The 20,081-nt window shown below is 71.7% G+C and carries 17 protein-coding genes; 3 read left to right on the forward strand and 14 right to left on the reverse strand.

From position 1 onward, the window contains the following. Positions 1-223: 223 nt before the first annotated feature. The 7 genes from rplS to proS form a co-directional block, all read right to left on the reverse strand. Entirely contained in the window at positions 224-574 is a 351-nt protein-coding gene (gene rplS, locus ACZ6I1_RS03510) for a 50S ribosomal protein L19 (RefSeq protein WP_073911044.1), read from the reverse strand. Positions 575-707: 133 nt separating this feature from the next. Continuing rightward, positions 708-1,529, reverse strand: coding sequence for a tRNA (guanosine(37)-N1)-methyltransferase TrmD (gene trmD / locus ACZ6I1_RS03515; protein ID WP_469282632.1), 822 nt, complete (start codon positions 1,527-1,529; stop codon positions 708-710). After that, complete coding sequence (gene rimM / locus ACZ6I1_RS03520; protein WP_469282634.1) at positions 1,529-2,134, reverse strand: ribosome maturation factor RimM; 606 nt, start codon at positions 2,132-2,134, stop codon at positions 1,529-1,531. Before rimM ends, trmD begins: the two co-directional genes overlap by 1 nt. 78 nt (positions 2,135-2,212) lie before the next feature. Next, positions 2,213-2,452: an RNA-binding protein gene (locus tag ACZ6I1_RS03525; RefSeq protein ID WP_007266827.1), complete on the reverse strand. Its 240-nt coding sequence runs from the start codon at positions 2,450-2,452 to the stop codon at positions 2,213-2,215. Positions 2,453-2,454: 2 nt separating this feature from the next. Next, positions 2,455-2,892 (reverse strand): 30S ribosomal protein S16, encoded by a 438-nt coding sequence (gene rpsP / locus ACZ6I1_RS03530; protein WP_351318398.1) that lies wholly within the window; start codon positions 2,890-2,892, stop codon positions 2,455-2,457. Positions 2,893-3,173: 281 nt separating this feature from the next. Continuing rightward, on the reverse strand, positions 3,174-3,770 hold the full coding sequence (locus ACZ6I1_RS03535; protein WP_469282638.1) for a hypothetical protein: 597 nt from the start codon (positions 3,768-3,770) through the stop codon (positions 3,174-3,176). Between the two features lie 200 nt (positions 3,771-3,970). Further along, entirely contained in the window at positions 3,971-5,383 is a 1,413-nt protein-coding gene (proS, locus tag ACZ6I1_RS03540) for a proline--tRNA ligase (RefSeq protein WP_469282640.1), read from the reverse strand. Between the two features lie 131 nt (positions 5,384-5,514). On the opposite strand from proS, the gene ACZ6I1_RS03545 reads away from it, so the two are divergent. Then, positions 5,515-6,264, forward strand: a complete 750-nt coding sequence (locus ACZ6I1_RS03545) for a methyltransferase type 11 (protein WP_469282642.1) — start codon at positions 5,515-5,517, stop codon at positions 6,262-6,264. A gap of 15 nt (positions 6,265-6,279) precedes the next feature. Here ACZ6I1_RS03545 and ftsH read toward each other — a convergent pair whose 3' ends face one another. The 6 genes from ftsH to nsdA all read right to left on the reverse strand — a co-directional run bounded on the left by ftsH (position 6,280) and on the right by nsdA (position 16,095). Next, positions 6,280-8,220 carry an ATP-dependent zinc metalloprotease FtsH gene (gene ftsH / locus ACZ6I1_RS03550; RefSeq protein ID WP_469282645.1) on the reverse strand — a complete coding sequence of 647 codons (1,941 nt, stop codon included), beginning with the start codon at positions 8,218-8,220 and terminating at the stop codon, positions 6,280-6,282. Between the two features lie 127 nt (positions 8,221-8,347). Then, the gene (gene ffh / locus ACZ6I1_RS03555) at positions 8,348-9,922 is read right to left on the reverse strand and encodes a signal recognition particle protein (RefSeq protein ID WP_469282647.1); all 1,575 of its coding nucleotides are present in this window, start codon (positions 9,920-9,922) and stop codon (positions 8,348-8,350) included. A gap of 196 nt (positions 9,923-10,118) precedes the next feature. Continuing rightward, positions 10,119-12,548 (reverse strand): [protein-PII] uridylyltransferase, encoded by a 2,430-nt coding sequence (locus ACZ6I1_RS03560; RefSeq protein ID WP_469282649.1) that lies wholly within the window; start codon positions 12,546-12,548, stop codon positions 10,119-10,121. A 43-nt stretch (positions 12,549-12,591) separates the two neighbouring features. Then, the gene (locus ACZ6I1_RS03565) at positions 12,592-12,930 is read right to left on the reverse strand and encodes a P-II family nitrogen regulator (protein ID WP_446593985.1); all 339 of its coding nucleotides are present in this window, start codon (positions 12,928-12,930) and stop codon (positions 12,592-12,594) included. Beyond that, the gene (locus tag ACZ6I1_RS03570) at positions 12,927-14,276 is read right to left on the reverse strand and encodes an ammonium transporter (RefSeq protein ID WP_469282652.1); all 1,350 of its coding nucleotides are present in this window, start codon (positions 14,274-14,276) and stop codon (positions 12,927-12,929) included. The genes ACZ6I1_RS03565 and ACZ6I1_RS03570 overlap by 4 nt, the downstream gene beginning before the upstream one ends. A gap of 292 nt (positions 14,277-14,568) precedes the next feature. Then, on the reverse strand, positions 14,569-16,095 hold the full coding sequence (nsdA, locus tag ACZ6I1_RS03575; protein WP_469282654.1) for a transcriptional repressor NsdA: 1,527 nt from the start codon (positions 16,093-16,095) through the stop codon (positions 14,569-14,571). Between the two features lie 365 nt (positions 16,096-16,460). Here nsdA and ACZ6I1_RS03580 point away from each other — a divergent pair, with 365 nt between their 5' ends. After that, complete coding sequence (locus ACZ6I1_RS03580; RefSeq protein WP_469283210.1) at positions 16,461-17,129, forward strand: bifunctional DNA primase/polymerase; 669 nt, start codon at positions 16,461-16,463, stop codon at positions 17,127-17,129. A 102-nt stretch (positions 17,130-17,231) separates the two neighbouring features. On the opposite strand, the gene ftsY is transcribed toward ACZ6I1_RS03580, so the two are convergent. Then, the gene (gene ftsY / locus ACZ6I1_RS03585) at positions 17,232-18,443 is read right to left on the reverse strand and encodes a signal recognition particle-docking protein FtsY (RefSeq protein WP_469282656.1); all 1,212 of its coding nucleotides are present in this window, start codon (positions 18,441-18,443) and stop codon (positions 17,232-17,234) included. 155 nt (positions 18,444-18,598) lie between these two features. Here ftsY and ACZ6I1_RS03590 point away from each other — a divergent pair, with 155 nt between their 5' ends. Beyond that, entirely contained in the window at positions 18,599-20,038 is a 1,440-nt protein-coding gene (locus ACZ6I1_RS03590; RefSeq protein ID WP_469282659.1) for a cytosine permease, read from the forward strand. The last annotated feature ends 43 nt before the right edge of the window (positions 20,039-20,081 follow it).

Below are 20,081 nucleotides of genomic sequence, written 5' to 3' on the forward strand. Positions count from 1 at the left end.
TTTTTTTTTTTTTTTGGGGTTTTTCCCTCCGTTTTTTTTGTTGGGGGGGGGGGGGGGGGGGGAGGGGGGAAAAAAAAAAAAAAAAAAAAAAAAAAAAAAAAAACCCCCCCCCCCCCCCCCCCCCCCCCGGGGGGGGGGGCCCCCCCCCCCCGCTGCGTGTGAGGTGCTTCGGTGTCCATCGGGGGCGAGCCTATCCGGCCACCCCGGGACGCCGGAGGGGACCTCAGTTGTCGCGCTTCTCCTTGATCTTCGCGGCCTTGCCGCGGAGCTCACGGAGGTAGTACAGCTTGGCGCGGCGCACGTCACCGCGGGTGACGAGCTCGATCTTCTCGAAGATCGGGGAGTGGACCGGGAAGGTACGCTCCACGCCGACGCTGAAGGAGACCTTGCGAACGGTGAAGGTCTCGGAGACACCGGCGCCCTGGCGGCGGATGACGACACCCTTGAACTGCTGGATACGGGAGCGGTTGCCCTCGATCACGCGGACGTGCACGTTGATCGTGTCACCCGGGCGGAAGGCCGGGACGTCCGAGCGGAGCGCGGCGGCGTTGACGCCATCGAGCAGGTGAGACATGTTCTTCGTCTGCTTTCTTCGCACGACGCCACAGGTCGCCGGTGCGGGTTTCCGTAGAGAATTCGGGAGCCGTGGGACCCGGCGGACGACGGTCCCCCTGTGGCAGGGGCGTCCGCGAGCACACAGCAGCCGCCTATTCTTCCACGGCCTCGGGCCTGCGCCAAAATCGGCCGTCGGCGGACGGCTGCCAGCCCAGGATGGACAGGATCTCCCGGTCCTTCTTGTCGAAGGCGGAGGCCTCGCAGCGCTCGATCAGGTCAGGGCGGTTGCGGGCGGTCCGACGGAAGGCCTCGTCCCGGCGCCAGCGGGCGATCTTCCCGTGGTGGCCGCTGAGCAGTACGTCCGGGATGCCGCGGCCACGCCACTCGGGGGGCTTGGTGTAGACGGGCCCTTCCAGCAGGTTGGCCATCTCGCCGGGGGCGAAGGAGTCGTCCCGGTGCGATTCCGCGTTGCCGAGCACCCCGGGGAGCAGCCGGGCCACGGCCTCGGTGACCACCAGGACGGCGGCCTCGCCGCCCGCCAGGACGTAATCGCCGATGGAGACCTCGTACACCGGCATGCGCGTGGCGTACTCGTCCATGACGCGGCGGTCGATGCCCTCGTAGCGGGCCGGCGTGAAGATCAGCCAGGGCCGCTCGGAGAGTTCGACGGCCAGTTCCTGGGTGAAGGGGCGGCCGCTGGGGGTGGGTACGACCATGACGGGACCGTGCGCGCCCGCCTCGTAGCCGTCGGCCAGCGCCTCGTCCAGGGCCTCGCCCCACGGCTCGGTCTTCATGACCATGCCGGGGCCGCCGCCGTAGGGGGTGTCGTCGACCGTGTTGTGCCGGTCGTACGTCCAGTCCCGCAGGTCGTGGACATGCACGTCCAGCTGGCCGCGGGCACGCGCCTTGCCGACGAGGGAGACGTTCAGCGGTTCCAGGTACTCGGGGAAGATCGTGACGACGTCGAGACGCATCAGGCGTCGTCCCCGGAGTCCTGGGAGTCCTGGGAGTCCTTGGAGCCCTTGGAGTCCGGGGAGTCCTCGTCGCGGCTCGAGTCGATGACCGCTTCGCGCTCGTCGATCAGCCCCGGCGGCGGGGTGATGACGCAGCGCTGCTCCTCCAGGTCGATCTCGGCGACGATCTCCTCGACGAAGGGGATCATCACCTCGGAGCCGTCCGGCCGCTCGACGATGAAGAGGTCCTGCGAGGGCAGGTGGGAGATTTCGGTGATCCGGCCGATCTCGGTGCCGTCCTCCAGGACGACGTCGAGGTCCATCAGCTGGTGGTCGTAGTACTCGTCGGGCTCCTCCGGCAGCTCCGCCGGATCCACGTCCGCGATCAGCAGGACGTTGCGCAGTGCCTCGGCGCCGGTGCGGTCCTTGACTCCCGCGAAGCGGAGCAGGAGCCGACTGCTGTGCACCCGGCCGGTCTCGATGGTCAGCGGTCCCGCCGACGCCGGTTCGGTCCGGAGCACGGCGCCCGGACTGAGCCGCAGTTCCGGCTCGTCGGTACGCACCTCGACGGTGACCTCACCCTTGATGCCGTGGGCGCGGCCGATCCGCGCGACTACCAGCTCCACTGTTCTCTCCTGTTCAGACGACGACGGGCCGGGGCGGGCACGAATGCCCTCCCCGGCCCGTGCCGGTGATTCAACTGCTCAGCGGACCTGGTCCACGTCGACGAGGTCGACGCGGATCCCCCGGCCGCCGATGGCGCCCACGACCGTACGCAGAGCACGTGCGGTGCGGCCGTTGCGGCCGATCACCTTGCCGAGGTCGTCGGGGTGAACCCGGACCTCGAGCACCTGCCCGCGGCGCAGGTTGCGCGAGGCGACCTGCACGTCGTCGGGGTTGTCCACAATGCCCTTCACGAGGTGCTCAAGAGCCTCCTCGAGCATGCTCAGGCCTCGGTCGACTCGGCGGCGGCCTCGGCCTCGTCCGCCTTCTTGTCGGCCTTCTTCGCCTTCTGCGTGATGGCCTCGCCCTTGGCGTCGCCACCCTCGAGGGCCTTGGCGAACTCGTCGAAGGAGCGACGCTTGTCTTCCTTCGTCGCCGGCTGGAGCAGCGGCGCGGGGGCGGGGAGGCCCTTGTGGGCCTGCCAGTCACCGGTCAGCTTCAGGATGGCGAGCACAGCCTCGGTGGGCTGGGCGCCGACGGACAGCCAGTACTGCGCACGCTCGGCGTTGACCTCGATGCGCGACGGGTTGTAGGTCGGGTGGTAGATACCGATCTCTTCGATCGCGCGACCGTCCCGACGGGTACGGGCGTCGGCGACGACGATGCGGTAGTGCGGCTGGCGAATCTTGCCGAGGCGCTTGAGCTTGATCTTGACTGCCACTGGAGTGGTGTCTCCTGAACTTGACGTGGTGGGGCACATGAGATGCCACGTGGGGTTGCGGTACTCGGGTGCCCGATGGACGCGTCAGCCGGAGGAGAGAGGGGTCCTATGCGACTGTCGAGTACAGCTAGCCATTGTGCCATACGCCTGCGGCGCTGCCGAGCGGGGTGATCCGGCCCGCCCGCGGGCGGGCCCGCCCCTTCGCCCCGGCGGGCGCGGCCGCCTCGTGCCCGCGGGACGCCCGGCCGTCCGGACGTCCCGCCCGGTCCGTCCCGCGCGGCTCAGGAGGCCGCCGCGATGGCCACCTCGGGGATGCGGAAGGGCTTCATGCAGCCCCCGCACACGATCGGCGCCTGGGCGAGCACGGAGGGGACCACCCGCACGTTGCGCCCGCAGTCGCAGACCGCCTTGACGCGCACGCCCCCGCCGGAGGAGCCGTGCCGGGCGGCCGGTCCGCGGAAGCTGCGCTTGGTGTCGGCGGCGGTGGCGGCCGTGTGCGCCTTCAGGGCGCGCTGCAGCCGCTCGATGGTGGGCCGGTAGCGCCGCTTCGCCTCGGGGTTGAGCGCGACCAGCGAGAAGCCGCTGCTCGCGTGCGGCTCCTCGGAGTGGTCCAGGCCCATCTCCTCGGCGATCGCGAGGAATCTGCGGTTGTGGTAGCGGCCGGCGCGCGAGGTGTCGCGGACACCGCGGGCGGCGGCAATGCCGTGGACTGCCTCGTGCAGCAGTCGCTCGAAGGAGAGCTCGGCGCCGCAGGCGGACGAGGACTCTCCGATCAGGGACTCGGGCGCGGCAAGGTCAGGCAGCTCGGGGTGGTACCGCTGAATGTCGGCCCACGCCTGCGCCAGCTCTGCGGCGAGAACAGGTGGTGTCGTGCTCACGTCGTGACAACGAGCCGGGGTGCCCCGGTGTTCCGATTCCGGGCCATTCCAAATTTTTTGCACGTACCAGTCAGTTCTGTCTCATGCGTCCCGACGAGGACGGGTGCGCCGATGTCAGGAGGAGTCGGTACGTAACGAAGACCAACGACGTAGTCGCCCCGGCGTGCGGCATGGGCCGCGCGCCGGGGCGTGGGAGCGGATCAGTACGAGCGCGCGACGATCGCGACGGTCCCGGGGGCGTCGTCCGCCTCCGGAACGGACCCGTCCTCGGCGATCAGGCAGCGCACGGAGACGGCCTGCTCGGCGAGCTTCGCCTCGCCCTCCGGACCGAGGTCCGCCCACGGGATGCGCGCCCAGCCACCGGCGATGGCGGCCTCGGCGGCCTCCTCGAGGGTCGAGACGTCCGAGGTACGGGCCATGCGGCGCTCGCGGGACTCGCGCAGCAGCTGCGCCTGATCCTCGTCCAGCACCTTCGGCAGCAGGTCGGCGAGCGCGTCGATCTGCACCGGGGTCTTTCCGCCCGGGATCCGGCGGGCCAGCATCGCGGTGCCGGCCTCCAGGTCGCGGGGGCCGATCTCGATGCGGACCGGTACGCCCTTGAGCTCCCAGTCCACGGCGCGGCGGCCGAAGGGGGTGTCCACGCGGTCGTCGACCTGCACGCGGATGCCGGCGGCCTTGAGCTGGGCGCCCAGCTCGCGGACCTTCGCCACGGCCTCGTCGCCCTTGATCGCCATGACGACGACCTGGACGTGGGCGAGGCGCGGCGGGACGCGCAGGCCGTTGTCGTCGCCGTGGGACATGATCAGGCCGCCGACCATGCGGGTCGAGACGCCCCACGAGGTCTGCCAGACCAGTTCCTGCTTTCCTTCCTTCGACAGGTACTGCGTGTTGAAGGCCTTGGCGAAGTTGGTGCCGAGCTCGTGGCTCGTGCCCAGCTGCAGGGCCTTGCCGTCGCCCATCATGCCCTCGAGGGTGAGGGTGTTGATGGCGCCGGCGAAGCGCTCCTTGGCGGTCTTGCGGCCGAGCACGACGTCGATGCCGAGCACGTTCGTCATGAAGTCGCCGTAGACGTCCGTGTGGATCCGGGCGGCGTAGTCGCGGGCGTCCTCGTAGGTGGCGTGGGCGGTGTGGCCCTCCTGCCAGAGGAACTCGCTCGTACGGAGGAACACGCGCGGGCGCATCTCCCAGCGGACCACGTTGGCCCACTGGTTGATCAGCAGGGGCAGGTCCCGGTAGCTCTGGACCCACTTGGAGAAGTAGTCGTTGATGATCGTCTCGGAGGTGGGCCGGACGACGACCGGCTCTTCCAGCTCCTTGCCGCCGCCGTGCGTGACGACGGCGAGCTCGGGGGCGAAGCCCTCGACGTGCTCGGCTTCCTTCGTCAGGTACGACTGCGGGATGAACAGCGGGAAGTACGCGTTCTGGGCGCCCGCGTCCTTGATCCGCGCGTCCATCTCCTGCTGCATCCGCTCCCACAGGCCGTAGCCGTACGGTCGGATGACCATGGTGCCGCGGACCGGACCGTTGTCGGCCAGCTCGGCCTTGTTGATCAGATCCTGGTACCAGCGGGGGAAATCCTCCGCCTGCGGGGTGAGAACGGGTGCCTTTGCCATGGCGCGAATGGTACGGCGCCCGGCGCGCCGAGCGTGAATCGGGTGGCTCGTTCCTCTGGACGCGGGGGCCGATGGGGAGTTCTCTGTCAACGGGGGCAAGGGGGCGACACGGAATCAGGAGCGCTCTTTCTATGACACCGACGCCGACCGCGACGCTCGTCGCCCGGGACTGGGCCGAGATCCAGGAACGGATGCTGGTACCGCTGTACGAGGCGGTCTACGACCGGCTGGAGGTCGGGCCGGGAGACCGGCTGCTGGGCCTCGGCTGCGGGGCCGGGCTGCCCCTGCTGCTGGCGGCCGGGCGGGGAGCCTCGGCCACCGGCGTGGAGGAGGATCCGGCGCGGCGGGCGCTGGCCCGTGAGCGGCTCCTGGAGGTGCTGGCGGCTCCGCCGTCCGTACCGGCGGAGCCGGCGCGATCCCCGGCGGACCGCCCGTACGACGCCCTGCTGGCCTTCTCGCCCGACCCGGTGGCGCTGGAGCGGGCCCTGCCCGCGGTCCGGCGCGGCGGGGCGGTGGTGCTGGCCGACTGGGGTCCGGCGGAGAGATGCACCGTGCCCTCCGTCCTGGGCGGCGGACCGGCGCCGCGGGACCTGGACGCGCTCGTGGAGCGGGCCGGACTGCGCCCGGACGGCTCGGGCCGGGTGTTCTGCCCGTTCGGCTACGCGGACGTGGACAGCGCGGTGCGCGGGCTGCTGTCGACGGGGCTGTATCCGGTCGCGGGCACCGGCTCCGCCGGGGCGGCGGACCACGCGCCCTTCGGGATGGCCGATCCCGCGCTGGCGGAGAAGGAGCTGGCCGTCGCCCTTCACCCGTACGAGCGGCCGGACGGGGCCGTTTGGCTGCCGAACATCTTCCGGTATGTGATCGCCCGAAGGGCGTAGCCGGGCCGGCCGGCGTCAGCCGGTGTCGTGGCCCTTGGTGAGGCGGGTGATGCCCGCGGCGGCGTACGCGGCCGCTTCGTCCAGGGTCTCGTTGGCGAGCAGGGCTTCGGCCAGCGCGTCGAGTTTCGGGCGGTGCTCGCGCAGCAGGCGGCAGGCGTCCTCGTAGCACTCGTCGACGATCCGCCGCATCTCGTGGTCCACCGCGTCGAGGGTGGCGGGGGCCGCGGACAGGCCGTACGGGCTGCCCGCGTCGGAGGGGATGGCGGTGAGCTTGCCGACGCGCTCGCTCATGCCCCAGCGGCCGACCATGCCGCGGACGATGTTGGTGACCTGTTCGAGGTCGTTCTCCGCGCCCGTGGTGATGACGTCGTACACGACGTGCTCGGCGGCCATGCCGCCGAGCGCCCCGATGACGCGGCCGCGCAGGTACTCCTCGGTGTAGGCGTAGCGGTCGGCGTCCGGGGTGGAGAGGGTGACGCCGAGAGCGCGGCCGCGGGGCACGATGGTGATCTTGCGGACCGGGTCGGCGCCCGGCTGGAGCATGCCCAGGAGGGCGTGGCCGCTCTCGTGGTACGCCGTGCGGCGGCGCTCCTCCAGCGGCATGACCAGGGACCGCTCCGCCCCCAGCTGGACCTTCTCCAGGGCGTCGGACAAGTCGGACTGGGTGACCTGGTCCTGTCGGCGTTTGACGGCCAGCAGCGCGGCCTCGTTGGCCAGGTTGGCCAGTTCGGCGCCGGTCATTCCGGGGGTGGTACGGGCCACCTGCGCGAGGTCGACGCCGGGGGCGAGCGGGATCTCCCGGGTGTGGATGCGCAGGATGGCCTCGCGGCCGCCCCGGTCGGGCGGGGAGACGACCACCGTCCGGTCGAAGCGGCCGGGCCGGGTCAGGGCGGGGTCCAGGACGTCCGCCCGGTTGGTGGCGGCCAGTACGACCACCCCTTCGGAGCCGGAGAAGCCGTCCATCTCGGTGAGGATCTGGTTGAGGGTCTGTTCGCGTTCGTCGTGGCCGCCCATGGCCCCGCCGCCGCCCCGCACCCGCCCGATGGTGTCGATCTCGTCGATGAAGATGATCGCGGGGGCCACCTTGCGGGCCTCGGTGAAGAGTTCGCGCACCCGGGAGGCGCCGACCCCGACGATCATCTCGATGAACTCGGAGGCGGAGGCGGAGAAGAACGGCACCCCGGCCTCGCCGGCCACCGCCCGGGCGAGCAGCGTCTTTCCGGTGCCGGGCGGGCCGGACAGGAGGACTCCGCCGGGCATCCGGGCGCCGAGCTTCCGGTACGCCTGGGGGTTCTTGAGGAAGTCGACGACGTCGTTGAGCTCGCCCTCGACCTCGTCGATGCCCGCCACGTCCTCGAAGGTGGTGCGCTTGGCGCCCTCCTCCAGCTCCACCGGTTTGGGCGGCGCCTTGCGGCCCAGCCCGCCGATGCCGCCGCCCAGCCCCGTGCTCATCCGGCGGGCGATGACCACCCACAACAGGACCAGGAGCAGCATCGGGGCCAGGGAGATCAGCAGGTTGGCCAGGAAGCTGCGCTGTACGACGACCGGCGAGGCGGTCACGTTCACGTTCTGCTTGGTGAGATCGGCCCACAGGTCGTCGTCGGCGAAGGCGGGCCGCTGGGTGACGAACTTCGTGTAGTCGCCCTTGTCCCCTTCGGGCAGCGGCTGCTTGGCCTTCAGCTCGCCCTGGATCGCGTCGCCCTTGGAGTAGATCTTGGAGACGTTACCGTCGGCGACCTGCTTGCTGAACTCCGTGTACGAGATCGTCGGCTCGTCCCCGTCGTTGAAGAAGGACAGCACCAGGTTGGTGATCAGGTACACGATCAGGGCGGTGAGGATCAGCCCGCGCCAGCCGCCCGGCATCCGCTTCTTCGGCGGCGGCGTGGGCGGCGCGCCCTCGGAGCGCCAGGGCGTATCGGCCCGGTCGCGGGGCGGTACGGGGGTGGGGCTGGGCACGGGCGCCTCCTTCTGCCGTCCTCCCGGCCGACCATAAGCGACAAATCCACCCCCTGCCCCTGCAGAAAACGGAGGGCCCCGACCGTGACATCACGGTCGGGGCCCTCCGCTGCACGACTGCGCGGTACTACTTCATGAACTTCTTGAACTCGTCCGGAAGGTCGAAGTCCTGGCCGGGCTGACCGCCGCCCGCCGGAAGGCCGAAGGGGTTGGCGCCGGCCGCGGGCTCGATCGCCTGCGGACCCTGCTCGCGCCGGGCCGCTGCTGCGGCCTCCTCTTCCTTGCGCTTCATCGGGTTGCCGCTCTTGCGCTTGCCCTTGGCCTGCTTGACCTGCTTCTTCTGCCGGCCGGGGCCGCCGCCCATCCCGGGGATGCCGGGCATTCCCGGCATGCCGCCGCCCTGGGCCATGCGGGACATCATCTTGCGGGCGTCGAAGAACCGCTCCACGAGCGCCTTGACCGCGCTGACCTCGGTGCCGGAACCCTTGGCGATACGGGCCCGGCGCGAGCCGTTGATGATCGTCGGGTCCTGGCGCTCGGCCGGGGTCATCGACTTGATGATCGCGGCGGTGCGGTCCACGTCGCGCTCGTCGATGTTGTTGATCTGGTCCTTGATCTGCCCCATGCCGGGAAGCATGCCGAGCAGCTTGGAGATGGAGCCCATCTTGCGGACCTGCTCCATCTGGGCCAGGAAGTCGTCGAGCGTGAACTCCTTGGGGCCCTTGGCGAGCTTGGCCGCCATCTTCTCGGCCTCGGCCTGCGAGAAGGTCTTCTCGGCCTGCTCGATCAGGGTGAGCATGTCACCCATGTCGAGGATCCGGCCCGCCATGCGGTCCGGGTGGAAGGCGTCGAACTCGTCGAGCTTCTCACCGTTCGAGGCGAACATGATCTGCTTGCCGGTGACGTGCGCGATGGAGAGCGCGGCACCGCCGCGGGCGTCGCCGTCGAGCTTGGAGAGCACGACGCCGTCGAAGCCCACGCCGTCGCGGAAGGCCTCGGCGGTGTTGACCGCGTCCTGGCCGATCATGGCGTCGACGACGAACAGGATCTCGTCGGGCGAGACCGCGTCGCGGATGTCGGCGGCCTGCTGCATCAGCTCGGAGTCGATGCCGAGGCGGCCGGCGGTGTCGACGATGACGATGTCGTACTGCTTGGTGCGCGCGTACTCGACGGAGTCCTTCGCGACCTGGACCGGGTCGCCGACGCCGTTGCCCGGCTGGGGGCCGTAGAAGGCCACGCCCGCGCGGTCGGCCACGACGGAGAGCTGGTTGACGGCGTTGGGGCGCTGGAGGTCGCACGCGACGAGGAGCGGGGTGTGGCCCTGCCCCTTCAGCCACAGGCCGAGCTTTCCGGCCAGGGTGGTCTTACCGGCACCCTGGAGACCCGCGAGCATGATCACAGTGGGGGCGGTCTTGGCGAAGCGCAGGCGCCGGGTCTCGCCGCCGAGGATCGTGACGAGCTCGTCGTTGACGATCTTCAGGACCTGCTGGCCCGGGTTCAGCGCCTTGCTGACCTCTTCGCCGCGGGCGCGTTCCTTGACGTTCGCGATGAAGGAGCGGACGACGGGGAGGGCGACGTCGGCCTCGAGGAGGGCGATACGGATTTCCCGGGCCGCGGAGTCGATGTCAGCCTCGGACAGCCGGCCTTTGCCGCGCAGGCCCTTGAAGGTATTCGCCAAGCGGTCGGAGAGCGTATCGAACACGGTGGTCGCGATTCCTCGGGTCGGGGGCGTTGTGGTCGTCCCCCAGGGTATCCGGCCCGGCCGCCCATCCGGCCCTGCGGGCCGCTTTCCCTGAGGCTCCGCCCCGGCGAACGGTGGGAGCGCGGGTGGGGGACGGCCCCGCGCGGCGGCTGTACCCGCTGCGCCGGGCGCATCTCCCCGGCGCGGGGTCCGCAGGCTACGACAGGGCCCCCTGCACCGTGGCGGCGAGGGCGGCGGCCTCGCCGGGGAGCAGGGGTTTGCCGTCGCCGTCGACCACGTACAGCGTGTCCACCGCGTTGGCGCCCAGCGTCGAGACGTGCGCGCTCCGCACGCGGACCCCCGCCGACTCCAGGGCCCGGCCGATGCGGTGGAGCAGGCCCACCGCGTCGGGTGCCCGCACCTCCAGGACCGTCGCCAGGGAGGAGACGTCCGCGACCACCGTGACCCGGGGCGGCGGCGGGACGACCCCCCGCCTGCGCGGGTACGCCGCTTCGCGGTCCGCCAGCCTCGCCGGCACGTCCAGCGAGCCGTCCAGGGCCCGGACCAGGTCGGAGCGCAGCCGGGTGGCCTCGGGCAGGGCCCCGTACTCGGCCGCCACCCGCCACCGCAGCACCAGGACCTCGCCGAGCCGGTCCGGGAGCTCCATGGAGCGCAGGTCGGCCGCCCGGACGGTCAGCCGGTGCAGGGCGAGCACCCCGGCCACGGCCGGGAGGACCCCCGGCTGGTCGGGGACGGCCACGACCAGCTCCACGCCGACCGCGTCCTCCTCCTGGCGGGCGTGCACGGCGAGCACCGGCTCCCCCGTGCGCAGGGCCTCCACCGCCAGCCGTTCCTGTTCCGTGGTCGGGATCTCCGGTTCCCGCACCTGCTGCGGCGTCCCCCGCAGCACGGCGGCGACCCGCGCGACGAGGTCCGCGACCAGCGATCCCCGCCACGCGCTCCACGCCGCCGGCCCGGTGGCCAGGGCGTCCGCCTCGGTCAGGGCGTGCAGTATCTCCAGCGTCCCCACCGACCCCACGGCCTCGGCGACCGAGCGGACGGTCGCCGGGTCGTCCAGGTCGCGCCGGGTCGCGGTGTCGATCAGCAGCAGGTGGTGGCGTACGAGCGCACCCAGGACGGCGACGTCCTGCGGATCGAAGCCGACCCGGGCGGCGACGTCGCGGGCGATCGTCTCGCCCGCCACCGAGTGGTCCCCCGGCCAGCCCTTGCCGATGTCGTGCAGCAGGGCGGCCATCAGCAGCAGGTCGGGGCGGCCCACCCGGCGGGTGAGGGCAGAGGCGCGCACCGCCGTCTCGATCAGGTGCCGGTCCACGGTCCAGGTGTGGACGGGGTTGCGCTGGGGGCGGCACCGCACCCGCTCCCAGTCGGGCAGCAGGCGCGTGATCAGGCCCTCCGCCTCCAGGGCCTCCCACACGGCCACCGTCGGCTCGCCCGCGCCCAGCAGCGTCAGCAGCTGCTCGCGGGCCTCCGCCGGCCACGGCACCGGCAGCGGCTTGCCCTGGGAGGCGAGCCTGCGCAGGGCGTGCAGCGATACGGGCAGCCCCGCCTGCGCGGCGGCCGCGGCGAGCCGCAGCGCCAGGCCCGGATCGCGGTCGGGGCGCGCGGCCAGGGCCAGTACGGCCTCGCCGTCGGATTCCACGACGCCCTCGGCGAGCGGTGCCCGCGGGGAGGCCGCGGGGCCCCGGGTGCCCAGCAGGCCGCGCAGCCGCGGCCGGGCCGAGCGCGCCCGCAGGACCCGCCCGACCTCGCGCCAGGTCACGTCACCGGCGTAGGAGACGACCCGAGCGGCCTCGTACACCTCGCGGAGCAGCGCGTCCGCGTCGAGCAGTCCGAGCTGCTCGGCGACCCCGTCCTGTTCCTGGAGGGCGAGCCGGTCGGTGGCCCGGCCCGTCACCAGGTGCAGGGCGTCCCGGGCGTCCAGGAGCCTTCGCCGGGCCTCGGCGAGGCCCTCGCGGGGGGCGTCGGCCAGCCAGGACGCCGCCACCGCCCGCAGTGCGGTGACGTCGCGGAGCCCGCCGCGGGCCTCCTTGAGGTCGGGTTCGAGCAGGAAGCGGAGCTCCCCCGCGCGCTCGGCCCGCTCCCGGCACAGGGAGTGCAGCTGCGGGAGGCGTTTGGCGGCGAGGTTCCGCCAGTCGGCCAGGACGGAGGTGCGCAGGCCCGCGAGGAGCCCGGCGTCTCCGGCGACCGGCCGGGCGTCCAGCAGTCCGAGGTGCACCTTGAGGTCCTCGGCGGCCGTCTTGCGGGCCTCGCCGGGTGTCCGTACGGAGTGGTCCAGGGCGAGGCCGAGGTCCCACACGGGGTACCAGAGGCGGTCGGCGAGCGCGCCGAGCTGCCGGGGCTCGGCCTTGCCGTCGTGCAGCAGCAGCAGGTCGAGGTCGCTGCGCGGGGAGAGTTCGCCGCGCCCGTAGCCGCCGACGGCCACCAGGGAGGCGCCGCGCACGCCGGTCTCCCGGACGGCGGTCGTGAACAGGGCGTTCAGCCATTGGTCGGTCAGCCCGGCCAGCGCGGAACGCCGCGAGGGCCCGGACCGCGGCTCCTCCTGGAGGAGTCGCAGCCGGGCCGCGGCGTATCCGCTGGGTCCCGAGCCGGCCGTGTGGTCCGTGCTGGAGTCTTCGACGCTCGTCACCCAGGAGCTCCCCTCGCTTAGGGCCTGTACAGCCGGTCAGGACCTAGAGCGCGTCAGCGCCGCGCTCGCCGGTGCGGACCCGGACCACCGAGTCCACGGGGACGCTCCACACCTTGCCGTCGCCGATCTTCCCGGTGGCGGCGGCGCTCACGATGACCCGGATCACCTCGTCGGCGTCGGCGTCCTCCGTGAGCACCTCGATGCGGATCTTCGGTACGAGGTCCACGGTGTACTCGGCGCCGCGGTAGACCTCGGTGTGGCCGCGCTGGCGGCCGTAGCCGCTGGCCTCGGTGACCGTGAGTCCCTGGACTCCGAAGGTCTGGAGGGCTTCCTTGATCTCGTCCAGCTTGTGCGGCTTGACGATCGCGGTGATCAGCTTCATGCGTCAACCTTCTTGCTCGCGGCGGCGGGGGCGGGTGCGGGTGCGGCGGTGCTCCGGGAGGAGGCTCCGCCGCCCGCTCCGCTGAAGTCGTAGGCGGTCTCGGCGTGCTCGACCTGGTCGATGCCGGAGACCTCGTCGTCCTCGGTGACCCGCATCCCGATCGTCTTGTCGAGCAGGAAGGCGAGCAGCGCGGACGCCACGAGAGAGTAGGCGAGGACGGAGAAGACTCCGATGGCCTGCTTGCCGAGCTGCTCCAGGCCGCCGCCGTAGAAGAGGCCCGCGACGTCGGACTGGACGCCGCCGGTGGCGAAGAGGCCCACGAGCAGGGAGCCGGCGACACCGCCGACGAGGTGGACGCCGACGACGTCGAGCGAGTCGTCGTAGCCGAACTTGTACTTCAGGCCCACCGCCATGGCGCACAGCAGACCGGCGATGGCGCCGACGGCGATCGCGCCGAGCGGGCTGACGGCACCGCCCGCGGGGGTGATGGCGACGAGGCCCGCGACCGCGCCGGAGGCGGCGCCGAGGGTGGTGAAGGAGCCGTGGCGCAGCTTCTCGTAGGCGAGCCAGGCGAGCATGGCGGCGGCCGTGGCGACCTGGGTGTTGACGAACATGACCGCGCCGACGCCGTCGTCGTTGCCGAGCCAGGATCCGGCGTTGAACCCGAACCAGCCGAACCAGAGGAGGCCGGCGCCGAGCATCACGAGGGGGAGGCTGTGCGGGCGCATCGGGTCCTTCTTGAAGCCGACGCGCTTGCCGATGACCAGGATCACGCCGAGGGCGGCGGCGCCGGCGTTGATGTGGACGGCGGTGCCGCCCGCGAAGTCGATGACGCCCATCTCGAAGAGCCAGCCGCCCGCGCCCCAGACCCAGTGGGCGACGGGGAAGTAGACGACGGTGACCCACAGGGCGGTGAACAGGGCCCAGGCGCTGAACTTCACGCGGTCGGCGAGGGCGCCGCTGATCAGTGCCGGGGTGATGACCGCGAACATCAGCTGGAAGACGGCGAAGACGTAGACCGGGATGGTGTAGCCGTCCCACAGCTCGGTGATCCCGATGCCGCTGAGGCCCACGTAGTCGGAGTTCCAGCCGATGAGCGAGCCGGAGTCGGTGCCGAAGGCGAGGCTGAAGCCGTAGAGCACCCACAGGATCGTGACGATCCCGAGGCTGACGAAACTCATCATCAGCATGTTGAGGCTGCTCTTGACGCGGACCATGCCTCCGTAGAAGAAGGCGAGTCCCGGGGTCATCAGCATGACCAGGGCGGAGCAGATGAGCATGAACCCGGTGTTCGCGGCAGACAGCGTGGGGGCGTCTGCCGCGAGGGTCGTGATGGCTGATGCCATCGGCGTCTCCTCGTCGTCGGTACGTTCGCGTGCGGGCGATCGTGAAAACCTGAGCGGCGGCGTTGGGAACTGGCCGGTTATTGGCCCTGAGATTCGCGCAGGCCGGTTTCCGGCGGCGCCGCCAGGTGTTTCGTGCCCGTGACGAAGAGGTCGGGCGTGTTACGCGTCCATGAACGGACTCTTGATCGAATCCGGCCGCGGCAGTACCCGGACGTCCTGGCTGGGGGAGCCTGATCGGGCTTCACGGGGTGACTGCCGCGGCCGGGGCCTCGGGGGGCGGCCGGGAGGGCCGTCAGACGGCCTCCGCGGCTTCGGGGAGCCGGGCGGCGAGGATGTCGGTGAGCCGGACCACGTCGGCGACGTCGCCGTACTCACGCGCGGCGGAGTCGACGGTCTTGCGGAGCCGGGTGTTCACCCGCTCGGACCGAACCTTTTGCGCCACGTCCAGGGCCCGGCCGACGAGGACGGTGGCCTGTTCGGGCTCGCGCTGGAGCAGGTGGACGGTGGCCATGCCGATGAGGTTGAGGGCGTAGGAGCGCTGGTGCTCCTCGTCCTTCTCGAAGAGTTCGACGGCCCGCTCCATCACGGGTTCGGCGAGGGAGGCGTACGTGGGGCTGCGCCCGGCGACGTAGGCCAGGTCCCGGTAGGAGTGGGAGTTCTCGCCGTTGAGTTCGGCCTCGGAGAAGAAGCGGATCCAGTCGGGTTCGGGCTCGCCCCCGAAGCCGACGTCTCCGAAGGTGTCCTCGGCCATCCGCACGGCCCGCTTGCAGCGGCTGGGCTGCCCCATGTTGGCGTAGGCGCGGGCCTCCATCGCATACAGCATGGCCTGGGTGCGCGGGCCGGCGCAGTCGCGGCTTCCGTACTGCGCGAGGTGGATGAGTTCCAGGGCGTCCTCGGGGCGGCCCAGGTGGATCATCTGGCGGCTCATGCCGGAGAGGATGTACGAGCCGAGCGGCTTGTCCCCGGCCTCCTTCGCGGCGTGCAGCGCGAGCACGAAGTACTTCTGCGCGGTGGGGTGCAGGCCGATGTCGTAGCTCATCCAGCCGGCCAGTTCGGCCAGTTCCGCGGCGACCTTGAAGAGCCGCTTCATGACGGGGGCCGGGTGGTTCTCCTGGAGCAGGTCGGTGACCTCGTGGAGCTGGCCCACCACCGCCTTGCGGCGCAGGCCGCCCCCGCACTGGGCGTCCCACTGGCGGAACATGACGGTGGTGGCGTCGAGGAGGTCGAGCTCGGGTTCGGAGAGCCGCGGCGGGCGGCCGCCGCCGAGGGCTCCCGCCGGCCCTGCCCCGCGCTCCGCCGGGGAGACCCCCGCCGCACGGACTCCGGGGTCGGCGGCCGGGGCCGGGACGAGCCAGCGCTGCATGGGCTCGATCAGGGCGGGACCGGCGGAGAGGGCGAGCGAGGTCCCGAGGAAGCCGCGGCGGGCCAGCATCAGGTCGCTGCGGGAGAACTCGCCGAGCAGTTCGACGGTCTGCGGCCCGGCCCAGGGCAGGTCGACCCCGGAGACGGAGGGGGTCTGGTGGGCGGTGCGCAGGCCGAGCTGCTCGATCGCGACGACGGAGCCGAAGCGCTCCGAGAACAGCTCGGAGAGGATCCGCGGGACGGGCTCGCGGGGCTGTTCCCCGTCGAGCCAGCGGCGGACGCGGGAGGTGTCCGTGCTGATGTGGTGGGCGCCCATCTGGCGGGCCCGGCGGTTGACCTGGCGGGCGAGTTCGCCCTTCGACCAGCCGCTGCGGACGAACCACGACGTGAGCTGGACGTTCCGGTCAGCGGACTCCACCGGTTCGCCGCCCGTTCCGCTTGCGCCGTTGCCGCTCACTGGAACGCCCCCATCCGCATCGTCTCTTCCACACGAAACCCTGACGGGAGGGGCAAGCGCCGCCACGGACCTTCACGAGTCCTTCACGTATTGCCTCCGGCATACCCACGGACGGGCCTGCCTTCGGGGTTCGTGCACCGAAAGTAATCCTACGATCACCCGTCCGGCGAGGTCGATTCCAGAAACGCCACCATTCGCCACCCCTTTGAATGAACTCGCCACCGGGCAGGCGCGATTCACTTGACACAACGTGAAAACGGATCGGATGGACTGGAGTGCACCCGGGGCGCACACCGTGCCGAGTGCGCCGGTCCCACCGATGTCGTAACCACCGGAGCGTCCGACCCGTTGGAGGGGGCATGGGCATGGGCTTCACGATCGGCGGCAGCCGTGGCACCAGGGAGTTCCGCTCCGGCGCCCGGCGCCGCGGCCGGACCTCGGAGTGCACGGCGGTGGCGGAGTACACCGGCTTGTGGGGCTGGGAGGTGGTGCCCGGCGCCCGCGCCGCGGCGCCCGGACGCGACTGCTCCTGCGGGGACGCGCGGTGCACCGCCCCCGGGGCGCATCCCCTCGCCTTCGCCCCGACGGTCAAGGCCGGGGCCACCCTGGACGAGGTCACCGAGACCTGGGGCGAGTACCCGGGCGCGGCGGTGCTGCTGCCCGCCGGCCGCTCCTTCGACGTCATCGAGGTCTCCGCGGAGGCGGGGCGGCGGGCGCTGGTCCGCCTGGAGCGGATGGGCCTGCCGCTCGGGCCGGTCATCGTGACCCCGGACGAGCGGGCGCAGTTCTTCGTGGCTCCGGGGGCCGCTGCCGAACTGCCGGAGCTGCTGTACCGGATGGGCTGGGACGACGCCGACCTGGACCTGCGGGCGCTGGGCCACGGCAGCTACGTGACGGCCCCGCCCTCCGACCGGGCCGGGCGCGGCCAGGTCTCCTGGCTGCGGCCGCCCGCGCTCGACTCGGCCGGGGGCCCGCCGCAGGCCCGGCTGCTGCTCGGCACCCTCGCGTACATCTGCCACCGCTTCCGCCGGTAGCCCGTACCCCTCCCCCTCCCCCACGCACGGACGGGTGCCCCCGGGTTCGGCCGGAACCCGGGGGCACCCGTCTGCGGGGATGCGGGATGCGAAGTCGCGGCCTTAGTCGCCGATCAGGGCGTCCACGAACGCCTCCGGCTCGAAGGGCGCCAGGTCGTCCGCGCCCTCGCCGAGGCCGACGAGCTTGACCGGGACGCCGAGCTCGCGCTGGACGGCGACGACGATGCCGCCCTTGGCGGTGCCGTCGAGCTTGGTCAGCACGATGCCGGTGATGTCCACGACCTCGGCGAAGACGCGGGCCTGGGCCAGGCCGTTCTGGCCGGTGGTGGCGTCCAGGACCAGCAGGATCTCGTCGAGCGGGCCGTGCTTCTCCACGACGCGCTTGACCTTGCCGAGCTCGTCCATCAGACCGGTCTTGGTGTGCAGGCGGCCCGCGGTGTCGATGAGCACCACGTCGGCGCCCTCGGCGATGCCCTCCTTGACGGCGTCGTAGGCGATCGACGCCGGGTCGCCGCCCTCGGGGCCGCGCACCGTACGGGCTCCCACGCGCTCGCCCCAGGTCTGGAGCTGGTCGGCGGCGGCGGCGCGGAAGGTGTCGGCCGCGCCGAGCACCACGCTGCGGCCGTCGGCGACGAGCACGCGCGCCAGCTTGCCGGTGGTGGTGGTCTTGCCGGTGCCGTTGACGCCGACGACCATGATCACGCCGGGGGTGTCCTCGCCGCTCTCCGTCTTCACGGCGCGGTCGAAGTCGGTGCCGACCAGGGTCAGCAGCTCCTCCTTGAGCAGGGCGCGCAGGTCCGCCGGGGTGCGGGTGCCGAGCACCTTGACCCGCTCGCGGAGCCGGTCGACCAGCTCCTGGGTCGGGACGACACCGACGTCGGCGACGAGGAGGGTCTCCTCGATCTCCTCCCAGGTGTCCTCGTCGAGGTGCTCCCGGGAGAGCAGCGTGAGCAGCCCCTTCCCGAGGGAGTTCTGCGACCGGGCGAGGCGGGCGCGCAGCCGGACCAGGCGGCCGGCGGTGGGCTCGGGCACCTCGATCTCGGGGACGGGCGGAGCCTCGGGCTCGGCCACCTCCACGCCGGCGGGAGCCTCCGCCTCGGGGAGGGTGACCTCCTCGATGGTGCGGCGGGGCTCTTCGACCGTCGGTGCGGCGTCCTCCCCCACCTGGGGTTCGGCGGGCGGGGCAGTGATGGTCGGCGTGCTCGACGGCGCCGTGGGCGGCAGCTGCTTCTTCTTGCGGCTGCTGACCACGAGCCCGCTGATCGCGCCGACCGCGACCAGGGCGATGACTACGGCAAGGATGAGGATGTCCATAACCCCCCCAGTATCGGCCACGGCCGCCCCGGAACCCGGATCTTGACGGTCCCCTTCAGGCCGTAAGTCGCTATTTGTGGTTTTAACCTCACATCTACGATGATGGGCGACTTCCCCCCACGCCCTCCCTCCCCGCCCTCCCCACGGAGTACTGCATGTCTGCCGAAGAGACCGCGATAGAGACCCGCGGCCTGGAGCCGGTCCCGGACGGCGAGCGCAGCGGCCGGGTCCGCGAGCTCGTCCCCACCTGGGTCGCCGCCAACATCAGCGTGCTGCTGCTGACCATGGGCGCGGGTCTGGTCATCTTCAACAAGCTCAACATCTGGCAGGTGCTGGTCGTCGCGGTCGCCGCGCCGGTCGTCTCGTACGGGATCGTGGGCCTGATCTCGATCGCCGGGAAGCGGGGCGGCGCCCCGGGCATGGCGCTCTCGCGGGCCGTGTTCGGCCAGCGTGGCAACCTCTTCCCCGGCGCCCTGATCTGGGTGGCCCGGTGGGGCTGGGAGACCATCAACGCGGTCAGCGGCGCCTACGCCGTGCTGACCGTGCTCGACCTGCTCTTCGGCGTGAGGAGCAACACCCCGCTGATCGTCGTCACCCTGCTGTTCTTCGTGGGCTGCACCTTCGTGGTGTCGGGGCTGGGCATCAACGCGCTGCGCGTCTGCTCGACGTGGTCGACGTACCTCTTCGGCGCCTTCAGTGTGCTGGTCCTCGGGTACCTGGTCGCCACCACCGACTGGTCGGCCGTCTTCGGCAAGCCGGCCGGTTCCACCGCGATGATGGTCGCGGGCATCGGCACCATCGCGGCCGGCGGGATCAGCTGGGTGCCCTCCGGCCCCGACTTCACCCGCTACCTGCCCCGTACCGCCTCGTCCAAGGGCCTGGTCGGCGCGACGATCGGCGGCGCGGGCGTGGTGGTGCTGCCGATGGTGCTGATGGGCGCGGTCATGGCCGTCGGCACCCCGGACCTGGCCACCGCGCAGGACCCGGTCTCCTTCATCGGCGAGCTGCTGCCGACCTGGATCGCGGTCCCGTACCTGCTCATCGCGCTCGTGGGCATGCTGCTCATCAACTCGATGTCCATGTACTCGGCCGGCTTCACCGCGCAGACCCTCGGCATCAGCGTCCCGCGTGCCTGGGCGGTCAGCGTCAACGCCGTCATCAGCCTGGTGTTCGGCTTCCTGCTGATGGTGGTCGCGACCAGCTTCTTCGGCTCGTTCATCTCCTTCCTGACCCTGCTGGCCGTGGCCTTCTCCGCGTGGATCGGCGTCTTCGGCGTGGACATGCTGCGCCGCACGACCTACGACGGCCCCGCCCTCGTGGACACCACGCGGACCAGCGCCTACTGGTACCGGGGCGGCTACGCCTGGCAGGCGATGACCGCGTGGGCCCTCGCCCTGGTCGTGGGCCTGCTGTTCACGAAGGTGGACTGGTTCAGCGGACCGCTCGCCGCCACCTGGATCGGGGAGAACGGCCTGGGCTGGGCGGCCGGCATCCTGACCTCGGGCGCGCTGTACGCCGTGCTCCCGCGCACGGCGGCGCCGGACGCGCCGGCTCCGGCCGAGGAGCGCGAGCTCGCCGGATCCCTGTCCAACTGACGCTGCGTCAGCTAACGTCCCCCTTCGCCCGCCCACCCGCATC

The sequence above is a fragment of the Streptomyces sp. NPDC046303 genome, from assembly GCF_055588085.1.

Coding starts and splice junctions, on each gene's coding strand:
- proS (WP_469282640.1), bottom strand. CDS start 5,383: ATGGCAAAGGCACCCGTTCTCACCCCGCAGGCGGAGGATTTCCCCCGC.
- ACZ6I1_RS03525 (WP_007266827.1), bottom strand. CDS start 2,452: ATGCTCGAGGAGGCTCTTGAGCACCTCGTGAAGGGCATTGTGGACAAC.
- ACZ6I1_RS03590 (WP_469282659.1), top strand. CDS start 18,599: ATGTCTGCCGAAGAGACCGCGATAGAGACCCGCGGCCTGGAGCCGGTC.
- rplS (WP_073911044.1), bottom strand. CDS start 574: ATGTCTCACCTGCTCGATGGCGTCAACGCCGCCGCGCTCCGCTCGGAC.
- trmD (WP_469282632.1), bottom strand. CDS start 1,529: ATGCGTCTCGACGTCGTCACGATCTTCCCCGAGTACCTGGAACCGCTG.
- ACZ6I1_RS03545 (WP_469282642.1), top strand. CDS start 5,515: ATGACACCGACGCCGACCGCGACGCTCGTCGCCCGGGACTGGGCCGAG.
- ACZ6I1_RS03580 (WP_469283210.1), top strand. CDS start 16,461: ATGGGCTTCACGATCGGCGGCAGCCGTGGCACCAGGGAGTTCCGCTCC.
- ftsY (WP_469282656.1), bottom strand. CDS start 18,443: ATGGACATCCTCATCCTTGCCGTAGTCATCGCCCTGGTCGCGGTCGGC.
- ACZ6I1_RS03565 (WP_446593985.1), bottom strand. CDS start 12,930: ATGAAGCTGATCACCGCGATCGTCAAGCCGCACAAGCTGGACGAGATC.
- ACZ6I1_RS03570 (WP_469282652.1), bottom strand. CDS start 14,276: ATGGCATCAGCCATCACGACCCTCGCGGCAGACGCCCCCACGCTGTCT.